We start from the raw sequence: 16,433 nt of genomic DNA, 5'->3' as shown, positions 1-16,433 counted from the left end.
TCGACTGCGCTTAGCACAAGTTGTCTATTAGAACGTTAAAAGCATAGTTTTGTTACACAATTAGGTTTAAAAAAGCCTAAAGAATTTCTTTAGGCTTTTTTAAAATAATTTAATCTTCTTTTATAACTATGGGTTTTGTTGAAAGTTGAACTATATAATTATTATCATTTGAATGATTTGTTTCTATATTAATGTTTTTATTTTTAGTTAATATATTTATAGCCTCTTTTGAAGATATTTCCTTTTTATTGTAGTAAAACTTGGCTCCTTTTTTTGCCATTTCTTTAGCATGTTCTAAAGGGCTTTTTGGAGGAGGAGGTGGAGGGAACAAGTCTACAGGAACCTCTACAATTTCAATAACTTCACCAGATTTAGACTTCCTTTTAGTAACTGCTTCTGGGTGTTTCTTTTTATAATCGTCAATTACTTTTTTGTATTTGGCCTTTTGTTCAGGTGTAGCATTTGCTGGAATTGGAGGTGGTGGAGGTAAAGCTTCTTGTATTTCGATAACGTCTAGCTCTTTTGTTAATTCTTTAAAATTAAGAATAGCTTGCTTATATTTTTTTCTTTGTTCTGGTGTTGTATTATTAGGGATTGGCGGAGGTGGAATAAAACTAGGCATTATTTCAGCACTATTTCTCTGTTCCATACTCATTAAATTATAAATTGAGATTAATCGCTTAATGTCTTTTTCTTTAAAAACACCTTTTGGATTAGCTTTAATTTTTTTTGCTAACTTGTTGTATTCTGCAATTTCTTTTTTAGTTGCTTTTTGTTGAACAGAATCAGAAAAACTTTCTCCAATTATAAATTTTGTTTCCCATTGTTTTTTTTGTTTTTCATGACTGGGAGACCAGCCTAATTTGTCTACATATTTGGTTTTTAAAGTTCCAAAACTATTTAGAATATCTATAGCTAAAGAAGTATTACTTTTAGTGCTCTTTTTATGAATTAATAATTCAATTTCTGTTGAATCAGATTTAGATTTGTTATGAAATGCATTAAAATTTCGTTTTAAGGTAGAAACAGGATACCATCCATTAGGAAGTAAAACTAAGCCATCTTTATCTAAAAAAGTTATTATTCTGTAATGTTTCTGGTTTTTATTATCTCTAATGGCAGTATTTTTTTTTGATTGAATTTGTTTTTGAAGTTTTTTCAACTCATTATTAATAGATTCAGCAGAATTTGCTGTTTCAATTAGTTTGTCTAAATCTTTTCTTATTAGGCTAATTCTTTCTTGAATCAGTTTTAAATCTGTAGAGTCTTTGTTTTCAGATTCATTAAGAGTTTCTATTGCTTCAATGTGTTTTTCAATAAGGTAATTGTACAAATTTGTTTTAATAGATAACCCTTGATTTTGTTCTTGTGTATCAAGTTCTGCTACTGCAATTTTTTTTTCACTAAAACCATAAATTAATATAGCTAGAATGGGTAAAATAAGTAGTCCTTTAAGCCAATAGGCTTTTTTTGATGTTTTTGTTTTCATAACTGTAAATCGTTTTTTGATTAATGAATAATTGATGGCATTTGCTAGCTGATTAGTTCTAGCATCCCAATAACTATCGGGAGATGAGAATGCGAGTAATATACTTTGATAATTTTTAGTGTCAACACCATGTTTTAAAACCGCTTGATCTGCTAAAAATTCGTGATTAAGTTTAATGTCTTTTTTTATAAAATAAAGTAACGGATTAAACCAAAATACAATTTGAAGAACTTCTAAAAACAAAATATCTAATGCGTGTTTTTGTTTGGCATGGGTTTGCTCGTGTAATAAAACTTCGTTTGGGATAAGGTTGTGTTCGTATTTGGTTTTGTTTAAAAAGATGTAATTAAAAAAAGTGTGCGGAGATACTAAACCATTTAATAAAACATTCGTGAATTCATGGTACTGATGCTTTGGGTTGTTTTTAATTCTGGAGAATATAGTTATTAAATTTAGTATAAAGCGAATGCTAAAAAGTAAAACACCGATAACATAAATGGTCCATAAAATGGTGGGGATATTATCTTGCCATGTTGAAACATCATCAACAATTAAAGGTTCAGTAGTTGAAAACTCTAATGGTAGAACTGCAATAATATCTTGAATGGATTCTACTTCAATATATTCTGTGAAAGTTATAAACGGAATACCTATAGAAATCAATAAAGCACCCAAAAGATAAAAGCGTTTAAAATGATGGAAGCTTTCCTTTTCAAGATATATCTTGTAAAATACCATAAAAACAGCTAAACAAGCACTGGATTTTAATATGAATAACAACATAATTTACTTCTTTTTAATTTCACTATCAATAAGCGTTTTTAAATGCTCTAATTCTTCTTTTGTAAGATTAGTTTCTTTGGTAAAAAACGATGCAAACTGACTCGCAGAATCGTTGAAAAAGTTTTTGATTAGACCATTTACATGTTTTGAGAAGTAGTCTTTCTTTTTAACCAAAGGATAATATTCGCGAGATTTTCCATATAAATTATATGCAATAAAACCCTTGTCAGTCATGCGCTTTAGAAGGGTTGCTACGGTTGTGGTTGCTGGTTTAGGTTCTGGATATGCCTCAAGTAAATCTTTCATAAAAGCCTTTTCTAGCTTCCATAAATAATTCATTAAATCTTCTTCGGTTTTTGATAGTTGCATACTCTACATTATTAGAATTAACTCTACAAATGTAGAGTTAATATTTCTATTCTACAAATGTAGAGTAAAAAAAATTATAAAATTATGTTTTTTTAGATCGAATACTTTCAATAACCACGGTTGAAAGAATGATAAGCCCGCCAAAAAACGTATTCCAAGTTGGAATTTCATTTAAAAAAAAGAAAGCAATAACAATTCCTAAAATAGGTTGTGTACTACTTATTATACTAGCGGTGCTTACTGTAAAATGTTTTAAGCTATTAACTAACATGGTATGTCCAACGGCTGTAGTAACTACTGCTAAGATAATAACATAAGGGAATTGTGTAGAAATACCAGAGGTGTCCATAAAAAATAAAACAGGAGAGAGCACAATACTAATAATACCTATTTGATATAGCATGATGGAAGTACCATTGTTATTAGTAACTAATTGTTTTGAAATAATATTACGAAGCGCATAAAATAAAGCTGAAGCTAATCCATATAAAATGCCTTTTACGTGCGTGCTTTCTAAATTAAATTCTGGTGCTAATATGTATATGCCGATTAATACCATAACACCGAGTAGTATATAAATAGCGTCGAATTTTACTTTAATAAATAAAGGTTCTAAAAATGCGGTTATTATAGGGTAAATAAATAATGAGAGCATACCTATAGCCACGTTTGATAGCTTTAAAGCATAGAAATAAGTAATCCAATGTGTTGCTAAAAACAAGGCGCTTATTATAGAAAGAGCGATTTCTTTTTTTGATTTTATTTTAAGATTGATTTTTTTATATCTGCAAAAAGCATAGAGTAAAATAGCAGCAATAATAGAGCGCCACCAAATAATAACTGGAATAGGCATATCAATATATCTGCCTAAAGCTCCAGATGTGCTTATAAAAAGGGTTGCTAATAAAAGTAATAAAAGGTGTTTGCTGTGTTGATTGTTCATTTAGTTACGCCTTTTGTGTTAGCGATTAAAACGGTTAGCTTTTGGCGAGGCGAGCATCGAGCCAAAACTAGTAGTGTAAAGCGCGACCATCTTTTTTCTTCCTTAAAAAGGAAAAAGGTGGTAACACCCAAAAAATTACTTTGAAAGCTCTGTAAAATATTTATAAAATAAAGGAATGGTTTCAATACCTTTTAAATAGTTGAAAATTCCAAAATGCTCGTTGGGAGAGTGAATAGCGTCGCTATCTAGCCCAAAGCCCATTAAAATGGTTTTACTTTTAAGTTCTTGTTCAAATAGCGACACAATTGGAATACTACCGCCACTGCGTTGCGGGATTGGGGTTTTGCCAAAAGTGTCCTCGTAAGCTTTACTTGCTGCTTTATAGCCTATACTATTTATGGGTGTAACATAGCCTTGTCCGCCATGGTGTGGTTTTACTTTTACGGTAACTCCAGCTGGGGCAATACTTTCAAAATGGGTTTTAAACAGTTGTGTAATATCTTTCCAGTCTTGATGTGGCACCAAGCGCATAGATATTTTGGCATAGGCTTTACTAGCTATAACGGTTTTTGCACCTTCTCCTGTGTAACCGCCCCAAATGCCGTTAACATCTAAAGTTGGACGAATGGAATTGCGTTCGTTTGTAGTGTATCCTGCTTCGCCATAAACCGCATTAATATCTAATGCTTTTTTGTAGTTTTCTAAACTGAAAGGAGCTTTTGCCATTTCCGCACGTTCTTCTTTTGAGAGTTCTTCTACTTTATCGTAAAATCCAGGAATGGTAATGTGATTGTTTTCATCATGAAGGGATGCAATCATTTTGGCTAAAACATTTATAGGGTTCGCAACAGCACCACCATATAAACCCGAGTGTAAATCGCGGTTAGGCCCAGTAACTTCAACTTCAACATAACTCAACCCGCGTAATCCGGTGGTTATTGAAGGCACATCGGGTGCAATCATTCCAGTATCAGAAATAAGAATAACATCGTTTTTTAACTTGTCTTGATTGTTTTTTACAAATATGGACAAGTTTGAACTTCCTACTTCTTCTTCGCCTTCTATCATAAATTTTACATTGCATGGGAGTTGATTGGTACTCGTCATAAATTCCAATGCTTTTACATGCATGTACATTTGCCCTTTATCGTCGCAAGCGCCTCGAGCAAAAATAGCACCTTCTGGATGTTTTTCTGTTTTTTTAATAACAGGCTCAAATGGTGGTGAATGCCATAAATCTAACGGATCTGATGGTTGTACATCGTAGTGCCCATAAACTAAAACTGTTGGGAGGTTTTTGTCTAATATTTTTTCGCCATAAACAATAGGGTAGCCATCAGTTTTGCAAATTTCAACATGGTCGCAGCCCGCTTTTTCCAAGCTAATTTTAATCTCATCAGCAGTTTTTAAAACATCATTTTTATAAACTGAGTCAGCACTTATAGATGGGATTTTTAATAGCTCAATGAGTTCGTTTAAAAAGCGTTTTTTGTGTTCTTTAATGTATGATTTAACGTTGTTCATGGTGAATTTATAAAGTTGTTACCAAAAGTATAAAAAAAGAATGTTTTTAGTGATAAAGAAGTTTGCAATTTAAAAATGTTGTTTATATTTGCAGTCCTTTAGCGGGCGTGGTGGAATTGGTAGACACGCTAGACTTAGGATTTAAGCTAATTATTAGTGTTAAAAAAATAAAATGCAGGCGTGGTGGAATTGGTAGACACGTTAGACTTAGGATCTAATGCCGCGAGGTGTGCGAGTTCGAGTCTCGCCGCCTGTACAAAAGTCGAAGAGAAATCTTCGACTTTTTTTGTTTAAAATTAGCTTGAAAAAATGCTTAGGTACAACATTTTGTTGTATTCGCTGACTGAATTTAAAACGATGAGTTTTAAATTTATTTAACGTCAAAAATTATTAGTTAGGTCTCGTATTGATATTTATTCAAAAAATTAGAGTCTTTATAAATACCACATGATTAAAATTTTTAGGGTTTGTAATCAATTATCTTAGTTCATAACCTGAAAGTCACTGGTTCGAGTCCAGTTCATGCTACAAATTATGAAGTCAATTTCCTGTTTATCAAGTGATTGACTATTTTTTATTCCCGAAATTTTTCCGAATTTCAGTAGTGACTCTAATTTATATGTTTTATTACAGGATTCCTCTATATTTTGAAAATTTTTACTTCTAGAGCTTATCAATCCAATACAAATAACTTTCAAATACTTTTCTTTATATATTTTTAAATCTATTGGGTGTCAAATAATTAAAAAATCAGGTAGGGTAACACCATAAAAATAATATCATTAGAGACCCATTTCGATAAGGTGGTTTACCCCATCTTGCCATATAATAATATTTTTTTAATTACAATAACAAATTTATTATCTTTTCAATTTCAAACTTGAACGAAGTTTAACTTTTAATTGTATACCATTAAATGAACTCAAAAATAATCTACATAAAAAAGATGGTTTGTCCTCGTTGTATTGACGTAGTTAAGGATATTTGTGAAGAATTAAACATCCCCTTAAAACATATTCAATTAGGTAAAATAGAAAGTACCTCAGAAATTAATGAGAATATAAAATCTAAACTGAGTGAAAGATTAACAGAAAGAGGATTTGAATTACTTCAAGATAAAAATCAAAAAACTATAGAACAGATTAAAACGATAGTTGTAACACAAATACACCATACAAAAGAACAGTTAACTATGAATTTTTCGGTATACCTTTCTGAAAAACTTCATCAAGAATATTCATCACTTAGTCGGCTTTTTTCATCTGTAGAAGGAATGACCATTGAACGATTTATTCTAAAACAAAAGATTGAACGGGTGAAAGAGCTCCTATTCTATAAAGAATATACCCTTTCAGAAATAGCTTTTCAAATGAATTACAGCAGTGTAGCTCACCTTTCTGCTCAATTTAAAAAAGAAACGGGCATGTCTCCTTCTGAATTTAAAAAATTAAAAGCCCCCAATCATCAATCCTTAGATTCACTTTAGACGAATTATATTGGGTAAATCAAAATTCTATAACGAATAGTCAAAATTCTGTAATACGTTTGATTAGTAGCAGTTCTACTTTTGTTCTATCAAGAAAGATATAGCATGAAGGAACAATATAAAATAGCAGGAATGACATGTGCGGCATGTGCAGTCAGTATAGAATCCTATCTAAAGCCACAGGATGGAATTTCAGAAGCGACAGTAAATTATCCGAATCAATCTGTTGCTTTAAAATATGATAATAACAAAATATCCATTGAAACAATTCAGGCAAAAATTAAAGAAATTGGATATACACTTATATTAGGTGAAAGCCAAGATAGCCAAATAGTATTTGAAGAATTAGAAGAAAAAAGATTGGCTCTACTTAAAGCTAAATTAATTTTTTCTGCTGTTTTTTCAATCCCCATTTTTGTTATGGCTATGTTTTTTATGGGAAAAATACCCTATGAAAACTGGATTATGATGGCACTTTCACTCCCTGTTTTATTTTGGAGTGGTGCGGAATTTTATGTCATTGCTTGGAAAAAATTAAAGCATTTTTCCGCCAATATGGATACGCTTGTTACACTCAGTACTGGAATTGCTTTCATATTTAGTGTATTCAATACGGTAAATCCTCAGTACTTTTTAAGTAAAGGACTCATGCCCCATGTTTATTACGAATCAGCAGTTATTATTATTACCCTAATCTTATTAGGACGTTTTTTTGAGGAAAAGGCAAAAAGTAAAACTTCATCCGCAATTAAAAAACTAATGGGATTAAAACCTAAAAAAGTGATTGTTATTAGAAACGGAGAAGAAATCGTTATAAATTATGACGAAATCTTTAAAGGAGAACTTATTATCCTAAAACCTGGTGATAAAGTCCCCGTTGATGGTAAAGTAAAAAAAGGAACCTCTTTTATTGACGAAAGTATGATTTCTGGAGAGCCTATTCCTTTAGAAAAAACAAAGGGAAGCAATGTGTTTGCAGGCACCATAAATCAAAAAGGAGCATTACGAATAATTGCAACTAAGGTAGGTAACGAAACTTTGCTTTCTCAAATCATTAAATTAGTTGAACAGGCGCAATCCAGTAAACCGGCCATCCAAAAAATGGTAGACAAAGTAGCTGGCATATTTGTTCCTATCGTGATAGGGTTGGCACTACTAACATTTTTTTTATGGTACTTTTTAGGACCAGAACCTTCTTTAACTTATGCATTACTTACTCCGATTACGGTTTTGATAATCGCTTGCCCATGTGCTTTAGGTTTGGCAACCCCAACAGCCTTAATGGTGGGAATTGGAAAAGGAGCCGAACAAGGCATTTTAATTAAAGATGCTCAATCTCTAGAAACAGCTTATAAAATTGACACTTTAATTCTTGACAAAACAGGAACAATAACGGAGGGCAAACCGCAAGTAACAGATCAAATTTGGGGTAAAAACATAGGATCTACCCAAATTGAAAAAGTAGTAATGGCTATAGAATCAGAATCGGAGCACCCAATCGCAGAAGCAATCGTTCAACATCTAAAAAGATCAAATACGGAAAGTGTTGTTATAGAATCATTCCAAAGCATAACAGGCCTAGGAGCGGAAGCAACATTTGAAAATAAAACCTATAGAATTGGTAATGAAAATTTCATGATTCAAAATGAGATAACTATTCCAAATGAATTGATGTCAAAAGGCAATGGTCTAAAGTTAGAAGCAAAAACGGTAGTTTATATAGCCTGTGAAAATGTAGTTGTTGGCATTATAGCCGTAGCTGATAAATTAAAAGAAACAACTATTTCTGCGATTCAGAAATTACAACAAATGGGAATAGACATTCACATGCTAACAGGAGATAATGAGCAAACAGCTAAAACAATTGCCAATAAAGTAGGAATAAAACATTATCAAGCCAATGTTATGCCAACCGACAAAGGAGCGTTTGTTATGAAACTGCAAGAACAAGGGAAAATTGTTGCCATGGTGGGAGACGGAATAAATGATTCACACGCCTTGGCTCAGGCTAATGTGGGTATTGCCATGGGAAGTGGAACAGATATAGCTATGGAAAGTGCAGGAATAACTTTGATCCATTCCGATTTAAAACAGATATCTAAAGCCATTCATTTGTCTAAAGCAACTATGCGAACGATAAAGCAAAATTTATTTTGGGCATTTATATATAATCTTATCGCTATTCCCATAGCAGCAGGAGTACTCTATCCAATCAATGGTTTTTTATTAAACCCAATGATTGCTGGAGCGGCCATGTCTATGAGTTCAATCTCAGTACTCGCTAATAGCTTAAGACTGAAAAATAGTATAATTAATTAAAAAACAAATTACATCATGACAATCGTAAAATATAAAACAAACATACAATGTACAGGTTGTATAAAATCTTTAACGCCAGTATTAAATAATTTAGATAATATCGATTCTTGGAAAGTAGATCTTGATCATCAAGATCGATTTTTAGAAGTGGAATTAGATGATGATAAAAAAGATGTGGTATTTAATGCCGTAAAAGGCTTAGGTTTTGAAATTGAAGAAATTCAATAGAGATTGAAGTAAAACGGGATATAAAAATGTTTGAAAATGGCAAAATAATTAGACTAATTTCTTACTAAAGGAGAATATCTATTGGATGTAACTCAGGTAATTTTCTCGCCAAAATTAACATAATGAAAATTAAAAAAACATGAAAACAACAACTCTAATCGTGTTAACCATTACTTTATTTTCTTCTTGTAGAAATAAAACGGAATTAGGTAAACAAATAGAAACAACAGAGAGTGTAAAAATAAAACAAGGTGTAAAGCTGTATGTTTTAGATGGAGGCTCAATTTTAGCAAATAAGTTAGAGATTTTTTCTCAAGATACTACATATACTGGACAAACAAAACAGATGGCTGATGCCTACTATGTCATAGCTCATCCAAAAGGAAATTTAATTTGGGACGCTGGTTTACCGGAAAATTTAGTTGGTCAACAACCTTATACGGATCCAAGCGGTGCATTTACGGTTTCAAGAAAAGATTCACTTAAAAATCAATTGGCTTCAATTGGTTTTAAGATTTCCGATTTCAAATATATTGCTTTATCACACCTTCATTTTGATCACGTAGGACATGCAAATAACTTTAAAAATGCAACATGGTTGGTACAAGAAAATGAATACAATTTTATAGCTAATGACTCCATAAAAGTAAAAAATGAGGACATTTATAATTCAATAAAAGAATTAACAAACATAAAAAAATTAAATGGTGATTTTGACGTATTTGGTGACGGAACAGTTATTATAAAAACAATGCCTGGCCATACAATTGGTCATCAGGTTTTATATGTTGAAGCCGGATTTGATAATCCTATTTTATTGACTGGGGATTTATATCATTTTGAAGAAAATAGAAAGAATAAAGGTGTCCCATCTTTCAATCACAATGTAGAACAAACCTTAAAAAGTATGACGTCTTTTGAGGCCTTTGCAAAAGAAAAAAATGCTGAAGTAATCATTCAGCATTCTCAAAAAGATTTTAATAGATTACAAAACTTATTAAAGAAATAGTGTTCTTTACATTATAAATACTAGTTCTTTTGGCATAGAACTCATGAGTTACTCTACAGTATAGGCATTAATGAAAAAAGTAGTTTTTGATGTAATAAAAATAATAGGGTTAAAAATAGCTAAGCACTTTACTAGTTATGTCAAGCTTTTACCAAACAGTAAAGTTATTAGAAGGAAAGTACTTTCTAGTAAAATCTTGAAAGGAAGCAACGGATTAAAAATGGTGCTTAAGAATGCAGCCAAAGCTATTGGAATTTTTTCTTACATATTTACATTCATATTGGGATGTGAAAACCAAGCAAATAACACGACTGAAAAACAAAATTCAGATCAAAATGTAACAATAAAATAAAACAGAGATAACAAGTATGAATCCAAAAGAAAATCTTGCAAAACTTAATATTGAATTACCAGAAACTTCTACACCAGGTGGAAGTTATGTTTCAGTAAACGTTCGAAGTAGCATTGCATATATAGCAATCCAATTTCCAATATTAAACGGGGAATACCTTTATCAAGGACGTTTAGGTAACGAAATTACAACCGAAGAAGGCTATAATGCAATGAGATTGTGTGCTTTAAATGTATTGGCACAAATTGAAAAGAAAATCGGATTTGATAAAATTGTCGGACTTAACCATATTGACGCGTATTTCCAGTCAGGTACGAATTGGGACAGCTCACCAATTATTGCTAACGGAGCTTCAGATTTGTTTTTGAAAGTATTGGAGGACAAAGGAAAGCATTCAAGGGCAATTTTTGGAGTTGAAAAACTGCCAAGGAATTTTAGTGTTGGACTAACAGCTTCATTTACAATAGAAACGGAATAAAACAACTGTAACAAGCATTGTAAGTATTGTTATTTAATACTTGTCGAGAGATTTATAAGAGAAGCCATCCAAATTGAAAAATGTGACTCTATGGTTTATCGCAGGTGGAAAAGATAAAATATTATTAATACACGGTTGGGAAGTTCAAGCAGTTAATTTTTCTGAAATCATTAAAGTACTTATTAAAAACAATTTTTCGGTTTATGATTTTAATTGACTATCTCGCGGATTTAGTAGTATAGGAAAAACAGGTTTATTTGAGTTTGCTGAATTAGTCGGTGTACTAATAGAAAAATAAAATATTCCTTAATGCGTCAAAGCATACTAAAGATTAAAACTGGTTGTAAAAATGTGTAAAAATCATCGCTAGCATTAAAATATGAACTTAAATCAAATAACTATTCCTTCATTGGATTTGACAAAATCAATTCCGTTTTATGAAAAATTAGGGCTGAAATTAATAGTAGAATCCTTGCCACATTACTCCAGATTTGAATGCCCAAATGGAAACTCAATTTTTTCGATACACCAAGCTGAGGAATTGCCAAAAGGAGAAGGGATTTATGTGTATTTTGAATGTAAAAACCTTGACGAACAAGTTGAGAAAATTTAAAAAAAAAAGGGGTATTGCGTTTGACCAAGATCCAACTGACCAAAGATGGTTATGGAAAGAGGCAAGACTGAAAGATGTTGACGGAAATCAATTGATATTATTTAGTGGTGGAAAAAATCGATTAAACCCTCCTTGGCGAATTGAAAACAAATAAACATAACTCTCTCCTTTGGTTTTCCCCATTAAGAGGGAATTTAATTAAAATGATGTACAAATAATTTTAATAAATTGAAATAATGATTGAAGAAAGTATTAACCACCTGAATTTACCACTTCAAAGTCTCAAAAAAATCACAATCAACTTGAATGGCACAGCATCTAAAAAAATCATGATAACAAGTTGTTGGAATTTGAATGAAACAGTCGCTCATTTAATTGGGTGGGCGGAACAATTTAGAGATGAAATAAAATTCCTATTAAAAACAAAAGACCAAACTTTTCCATGGCATATAAGTTCAAAAAATAACTGGACGGATTTTAATGATAAAAATGTAGAAAAGTATCAGAGTTCTGACCTTTGGGAGTTGATAAACATAATTGAACAAATTAATGAGGAAATAATAAATATGATTCGCGAAAACAAAGATACTGATCAGTTAAATATAAAGCACGAAATTAGGTATTATGGTAAATTCTCTCCTGTAACAATAACTCAAATGATTAAAATGAAGGCGCATCATGAGTGGGAACACATAAAACAAATTAAAGAAAAAATGTACTAGAACAAAGGTACTATATAATTACTTGATTTATAGGTAAAAAGAATATTATCGAAATTCTGCATCTTTTTTTGAAATACTCGTCTTATGGAGTGAATCAAAACAACAACAAATGCAAATTAATAAATTACCTATTGCTATTATTGGTGGTGGATCTATAGGTCTGGTTGCCGCAGCCCACCTAGCCAAAAGAAAAATTCCTTTTATTTTGTTTGAATTAGGAAGTTCCGTTGGGCAAAATATCTTGTCTTGGCAACATATAAAAGTATTTTCACCTTGGAAATATAATATTGATAAAATTGCTGAAGAATTACTTTTACAAACAAATTGGGAAATCCCCAATAAAGAAGGTCTACCAACCGGAAAAGAATTGGTAGATAAATACTTCCATCCACTTTCACAACATCCACAAATTCAACCCTATATACATTTAAATACAGAAGTAGTATCTATCGGAAGAAAAGGATTGGATAAAATGAAAACAGCCAATAGAGAAAACAAACCGTTTATAATTAAAGTAATTGAAAACAATCAGACGAAATATTATGAGGCAAAAGCCATAATTGACTCCTCTGGCACTTGGAATCAGCCCAATCCTATCGGATCTGGAGGAGTCTTTGCAGAAGGAGAACAAGAGATTAAAAATAATATTTTCTATGGTATTCCTAATATTAAAGGAGATCTATTAAATCGTTATAAGAATAAAAATATTCTGGTTGTTGGAGGAGGACACTCTGCTATGAATGTTTTACTGGACTTGGCAGATATTCAAAAGAAATATTCCAATACACAAATAAACTGGGTATTACGAAAAAAAGATCTTTCAGTTGTTTATGGAGGAAAAGAAGATGACGCATTCGAGGCAAGAGGTGCTTTGGGTGCACGCCTTGAAGGATTGATAAATGGTAAAAAATTGAATGTTTATACGCACTTTCATATTCTAAAATTAACAGTGAATAAAAATGGAATCCAAATAGATGGAGAGCTAAATGGAGAAAATGAGACCATATCCAATATTGATGAAATAATTAGCAATACAGGTTCGCGACCTAACTTAGATATGATCCGTGAAGTAAGAATCGATTTAGACGCTTCATTGGAGTCTGTTTTTGACTTAGCCGAACTAATTGATCCCAATACACATAGCTGTGGAACAGTACGTCCTCACGGTGAAAAAGAATTAAGACATCCAGAAAAAGACTTTTACATAGTTGGCTCTAAAAGTTATGGAAGAGCTCCCACATTTTTGATGGCTACGGGGTATGAGCAAGTACGATCCGTTGTGGCATACTTAGATGGAGATTTTGAATCTGCAAAAAGAGTAGAATTAAACTTACCAGAAACAGGGGTCTGTAGCTCGGATAGCGTGAGTGAAGGAAGTTGTTGTTAAATTAAAAATGAAAAAAAATGAAAATATTATATGTATTTCCACATCCCGATGATGAATCATTCGGGCCTGCTGGAGCAATAAATCAACAAGTAAATGATGGCAATGACGTTTATTTACTCACCCTAACTAAAGGAGGCGCAACCCAGGTTAGGCATAAGCTAAATCTAAGTATAGAGGAAATGGGAATCATCCGCCATAACGAGATGCTTGATGTAAAAAAAGTACTCCATTTTTCAGGATTTACACTATTAGACTACCCAGATAGTCGGTTAAAAGAACTTGATCCAAGAATAATAGAAAGAGACGTTCAAAAAGAAATTGAACGAATACAACCCAACATAGTAATAACCTATCCTGTTCATGGAGGTAGTGGTTTTCACGACCATTTAGTTACTTATGCTGTAGTAAAAAGAGTGTTTCTTGAAATGAAAGATAATGGCGCAAAATATTTAAAAAGGTTAGCTTTTTTTACAATGCCAGACAATGGAGCACCTTCATTTATGAAAGATGGTTGGCCAAGATTAAAACTATCTGAGAGTGAGTTAATTGATGTAATTACACCATTAAATAAGAATAATGTTATTGCCATGAGAGAATCGTTACTGTGTTACGAAACCTATCAAGAAATGGTAGAAAAAACAGGGGTTATTGAAAAAATAGGAAATAAGGTTCATTTTGAAATTGCTTTTGAAGATCACTATCCCCCACTAAAGAAAATAACCGATAATCTAATTCTTTAGGAATTTTATGCATCATTTTTTCAACTATTCGTCTTAGTAAGTGATTATAATTATAAAAATTTAAATTATGAAAACAAGTAAGTTAAATACCGAAGAAACAACAACACAAAGCTCGGGATGTTGTACACCAACTGCGAGTGTGAAAGAGCAAAACACACCATGTTGTGAACAACCAGAAGACGGTTCCTCTTGTTGTGATAAAACAGAATCTAAAGAAGTGAATTCTGAAAAAACAGGTTGTTGTTAAGTAGAAAATTAAAAATTGATATATCTACTACTAAAAGCTCCCATTTTTTGGGAGCTTTAACTTCTAGTGGTATTATGGCTTTGGCAGGACTTGGAGATGCTATTTTGTATCCCGTATTACCAATTTATGCTGAAAGATTAGGTCTTCCGCTAGTAAGCGTTGGTTTTTTACTCTCAATTAATCGCTTTGTTAGAGTAATCTCTAACACTTGGATTGCCAATATTATTAATAGTATTGGTATGAAGAAGGTACTCCTTTGGTCGTCTTGTTTTGCGGTAATTACCACATTTGTCTATGGCTTAAAATTAGGATTAATAACCTTTGCTATGGCAAGAATTATTTGGGGATTAAGTTATTCTGGCTTAAAAATTTCAACCCAGAATTATGCATCAAAAGTAAAAAGCAATGTTGGATTTACTTTTGGAATAACACAAAGTATTAAATCATTAGGAGCATTAGTAGCGTTATGCATTGGTCCAATATTAATTTCCACTTTTGGTATTGAAAGTACATTATTTGTTATAGCAAGTATCAGTTCAGTAGCTATAATTCTTAGTTTCACTTTATCTAATCTTAATCACACCCCAACCAATAAGGTAAAAACTAAGCAAACATTTTCGTTTACAACACTTAATTTATTAATTACTTTTCTCGCAATTTCAATTGACGGTATTTTGGTAGTCGTGCTTGCAAACTTATTAAACGATTCATCCATAAGCACTCCACAATTGTTAATATTAGTAGCATCTTACTTATTATTGAAACGAATAGCAATGGTTGGTGTATCTTTAATTAGTGGTATGCTTACTTTAAAAATAGAGTCCTTAAAATTGTTTAGTGTTTCAATAATTATATGTATTCTAGCGATGTTCTTAATCGCCATAAACTTTACTATATTGGGTGTTATTATTGCTTTTATGGCTAATGCTATAGTAGTTACCTTTTCACCTTTAATTGCAATTGAGCAGCAAACAAAAAGCGATAATTCATTGCAAATTATTTCAAGTGTAAGCACTTGGTGGGATTTAGGAGCTGGACTTGGAGCTTTTTTAGGCATCGTATTAATAGAATATATTGGTCAATACTATTTATTCTTAGCTCTTACAATTCTTATTACTGCTTTATTTATTAATTTTATTATTCAAAATGGAAAAACAAATAGAACAACTATATAAACCTCTATTCCTTTATGTCAGGAAAAGAATTAATAATCAATTAGATGCTGAAGATTTAACTCAAGAAATTTTTTACAAACTATCCACATCAAAAAATGAAAATGTAAAAAATATTAAAAGTTGGGTGTACACAATTGCAAAAAATAGTATAACAGATTATTACCGAAAGAAAAAACGGTTTACCGAAGACATAGAGGTTATCGAATTTCAAAAAGAATTATCAGAAAAAAACACAGTTAATGAATTAAGCAATTGTATTGCTCCATTTGTAAATCAATTACCCGAAAATTACCGCACTATTATTAATTTATCGGAAATTGAAAATTTCTCACAAAAAGAAATAGCCGAAAAACTTAATTTAAATTATACAACCGTCCGATCTAAAATACAAAGAGGCAGAGTGAAATTAAAAAAATTAATATCAGATTGTTGTACTATTACACAAGGAGGGAAAGGTGCTATAATGGATTATAAAAAAAATAAAAAATGTGGTGATAACTGTGCAAATTAATATATAATACCACTCATAAAACATTAAGCACAATAAATTATTATGTAACATTGAAGTA

At 31.6% G+C, this 16,433-nt stretch carries 17 protein-coding genes, 1 tRNA gene and 1 pseudogene; 15 read left to right on the top strand and 4 right to left on the bottom strand.

Features of this window, described 5'->3' with window-relative positions:
• Positions 1-109: 109 nt before the first annotated feature.
• From RG22_RS17245 to RG22_RS06075, 4 genes are all read right to left on the bottom strand, one after another.
• Positions 110-2,272 (bottom strand): M56 family metallopeptidase, encoded by a 2,163-nt coding sequence (locus RG22_RS17245; protein ID WP_081997681.1) that lies wholly within the window; start codon positions 2,270-2,272, stop codon positions 110-112.
• A 3-nt stretch (positions 2,273-2,275) separates the two neighbouring features.
• Positions 2,276-2,641 (bottom strand): BlaI/MecI/CopY family transcriptional regulator, encoded by a 366-nt coding sequence (locus RG22_RS06085; protein WP_034041747.1) that lies wholly within the window; start codon positions 2,639-2,641, stop codon positions 2,276-2,278.
• An 82-nt stretch (positions 2,642-2,723) separates the two neighbouring features.
• Positions 2,724-3,584, bottom strand: coding sequence for a DMT family transporter (locus tag RG22_RS06080; protein WP_034041745.1), 861 nt, complete (start codon positions 3,582-3,584; stop codon positions 2,724-2,726).
• A 135-nt stretch (positions 3,585-3,719) separates the two neighbouring features.
• A complete protein-coding gene (locus tag RG22_RS06075; protein ID WP_034041743.1) occupies positions 3,720-5,108 on the bottom strand; it encodes a dipeptidase in 1,389 nt (462 codons plus the stop codon).
• Between the two features lie 174 nt (positions 5,109-5,282).
• On the opposite strand from RG22_RS06075, the gene RG22_RS06070 reads away from it, so the two are divergent.
• From RG22_RS06070 to RG22_RS06005, 15 genes and pseudogenes are all read left to right on the top strand, one after another.
• Positions 5,283-5,364: transfer RNA gene (locus tag RG22_RS06070), tRNA-Leu, on the top strand.
• A 660-nt stretch (positions 5,365-6,024) separates the two neighbouring features.
• Complete coding sequence (locus RG22_RS06065) at positions 6,025-6,594, top strand: helix-turn-helix domain-containing protein (RefSeq protein WP_034041741.1); 570 nt, start codon at positions 6,025-6,027, stop codon at positions 6,592-6,594.
• Between the two features lie 105 nt (positions 6,595-6,699).
• A complete protein-coding gene (locus RG22_RS06060) occupies positions 6,700-8,913 on the top strand; it encodes a heavy metal translocating P-type ATPase (RefSeq protein ID WP_052143654.1) in 2,214 nt (737 codons plus the stop codon).
• Positions 8,914-8,928: 15 nt separating this feature from the next.
• Positions 8,929-9,141 (top strand): heavy-metal-associated domain-containing protein, encoded by a 213-nt coding sequence (locus RG22_RS06055; protein WP_034041737.1) that lies wholly within the window; start codon positions 8,929-8,931, stop codon positions 9,139-9,141.
• Positions 9,142-9,280: 139 nt separating this feature from the next.
• Entirely contained in the window at positions 9,281-10,150 is an 870-nt protein-coding gene (locus RG22_RS06050) for an N-acyl homoserine lactonase family protein (protein WP_034041734.1), read from the top strand.
• A gap of 70 nt (positions 10,151-10,220) precedes the next feature.
• On the top strand, positions 10,221-10,502 hold the full coding sequence (locus tag RG22_RS06045; RefSeq protein WP_034041732.1) for a hypothetical protein: 282 nt from the start codon (positions 10,221-10,223) through the stop codon (positions 10,500-10,502).
• Between the two features lie 16 nt (positions 10,503-10,518).
• Positions 10,519-10,980, top strand: a complete 462-nt coding sequence (locus tag RG22_RS06040) for a RidA family protein (RefSeq protein ID WP_034041730.1) — start codon at positions 10,519-10,521, stop codon at positions 10,978-10,980.
• 82 nt (positions 10,981-11,062) lie between these two features.
• Complete coding sequence (locus RG22_RS18190) at positions 11,063-11,197, top strand: hypothetical protein (RefSeq protein WP_262507876.1); 135 nt, start codon at positions 11,063-11,065, stop codon at positions 11,195-11,197.
• A gap of 162 nt (positions 11,198-11,359) precedes the next feature.
• Positions 11,360-11,747: pseudogene (locus RG22_RS06035) on the top strand (VOC family protein).
• 82 nt (positions 11,748-11,829) lie between these two features.
• Positions 11,830-12,315 (top strand): DinB family protein, encoded by a 486-nt coding sequence (locus RG22_RS06030; RefSeq protein WP_034041728.1) that lies wholly within the window; start codon positions 11,830-11,832, stop codon positions 12,313-12,315.
• Between the two features lie 109 nt (positions 12,316-12,424).
• Positions 12,425-13,702, top strand: a complete 1,278-nt coding sequence (locus RG22_RS06025) for an NAD(P)-binding domain-containing protein (RefSeq protein ID WP_052143653.1) — start codon at positions 12,425-12,427, stop codon at positions 13,700-13,702.
• A gap of 17 nt (positions 13,703-13,719) precedes the next feature.
• Positions 13,720-14,442: a PIG-L deacetylase family protein gene (locus RG22_RS06020; protein WP_034041724.1), complete on the top strand. Its 723-nt coding sequence runs from the start codon at positions 13,720-13,722 to the stop codon at positions 14,440-14,442.
• A 67-nt stretch (positions 14,443-14,509) separates the two neighbouring features.
• Complete coding sequence (locus RG22_RS06015; RefSeq protein WP_034041722.1) at positions 14,510-14,689, top strand: hypothetical protein; 180 nt, start codon at positions 14,510-14,512, stop codon at positions 14,687-14,689.
• Positions 14,690-14,736: 47 nt separating this feature from the next.
• The gene (locus RG22_RS06010) at positions 14,737-15,864 is read left to right on the top strand and encodes an MFS transporter (RefSeq protein WP_156113355.1); all 1,128 of its coding nucleotides are present in this window, start codon (positions 14,737-14,739) and stop codon (positions 15,862-15,864) included.
• Positions 15,836-16,375, top strand: coding sequence for a sigma-70 family RNA polymerase sigma factor (locus RG22_RS06005; protein WP_034041717.1), 540 nt, complete (start codon positions 15,836-15,838; stop codon positions 16,373-16,375). The genes RG22_RS06010 and RG22_RS06005 overlap by 29 nt, the downstream gene beginning before the upstream one ends.
• The last annotated feature ends 58 nt before the right edge of the window (positions 16,376-16,433 follow it).

This window comes from Wocania ichthyoenteri Th78 (assembly GCF_000789235.1).
GTDB classification, from domain to species: domain Bacteria; phylum Bacteroidota; class Bacteroidia; order Flavobacteriales; family Flavobacteriaceae; genus Wocania_A; species Wocania_A ichthyoenteri.
This window is presented reverse-complemented; position numbering and strand designations above follow the sequence as displayed.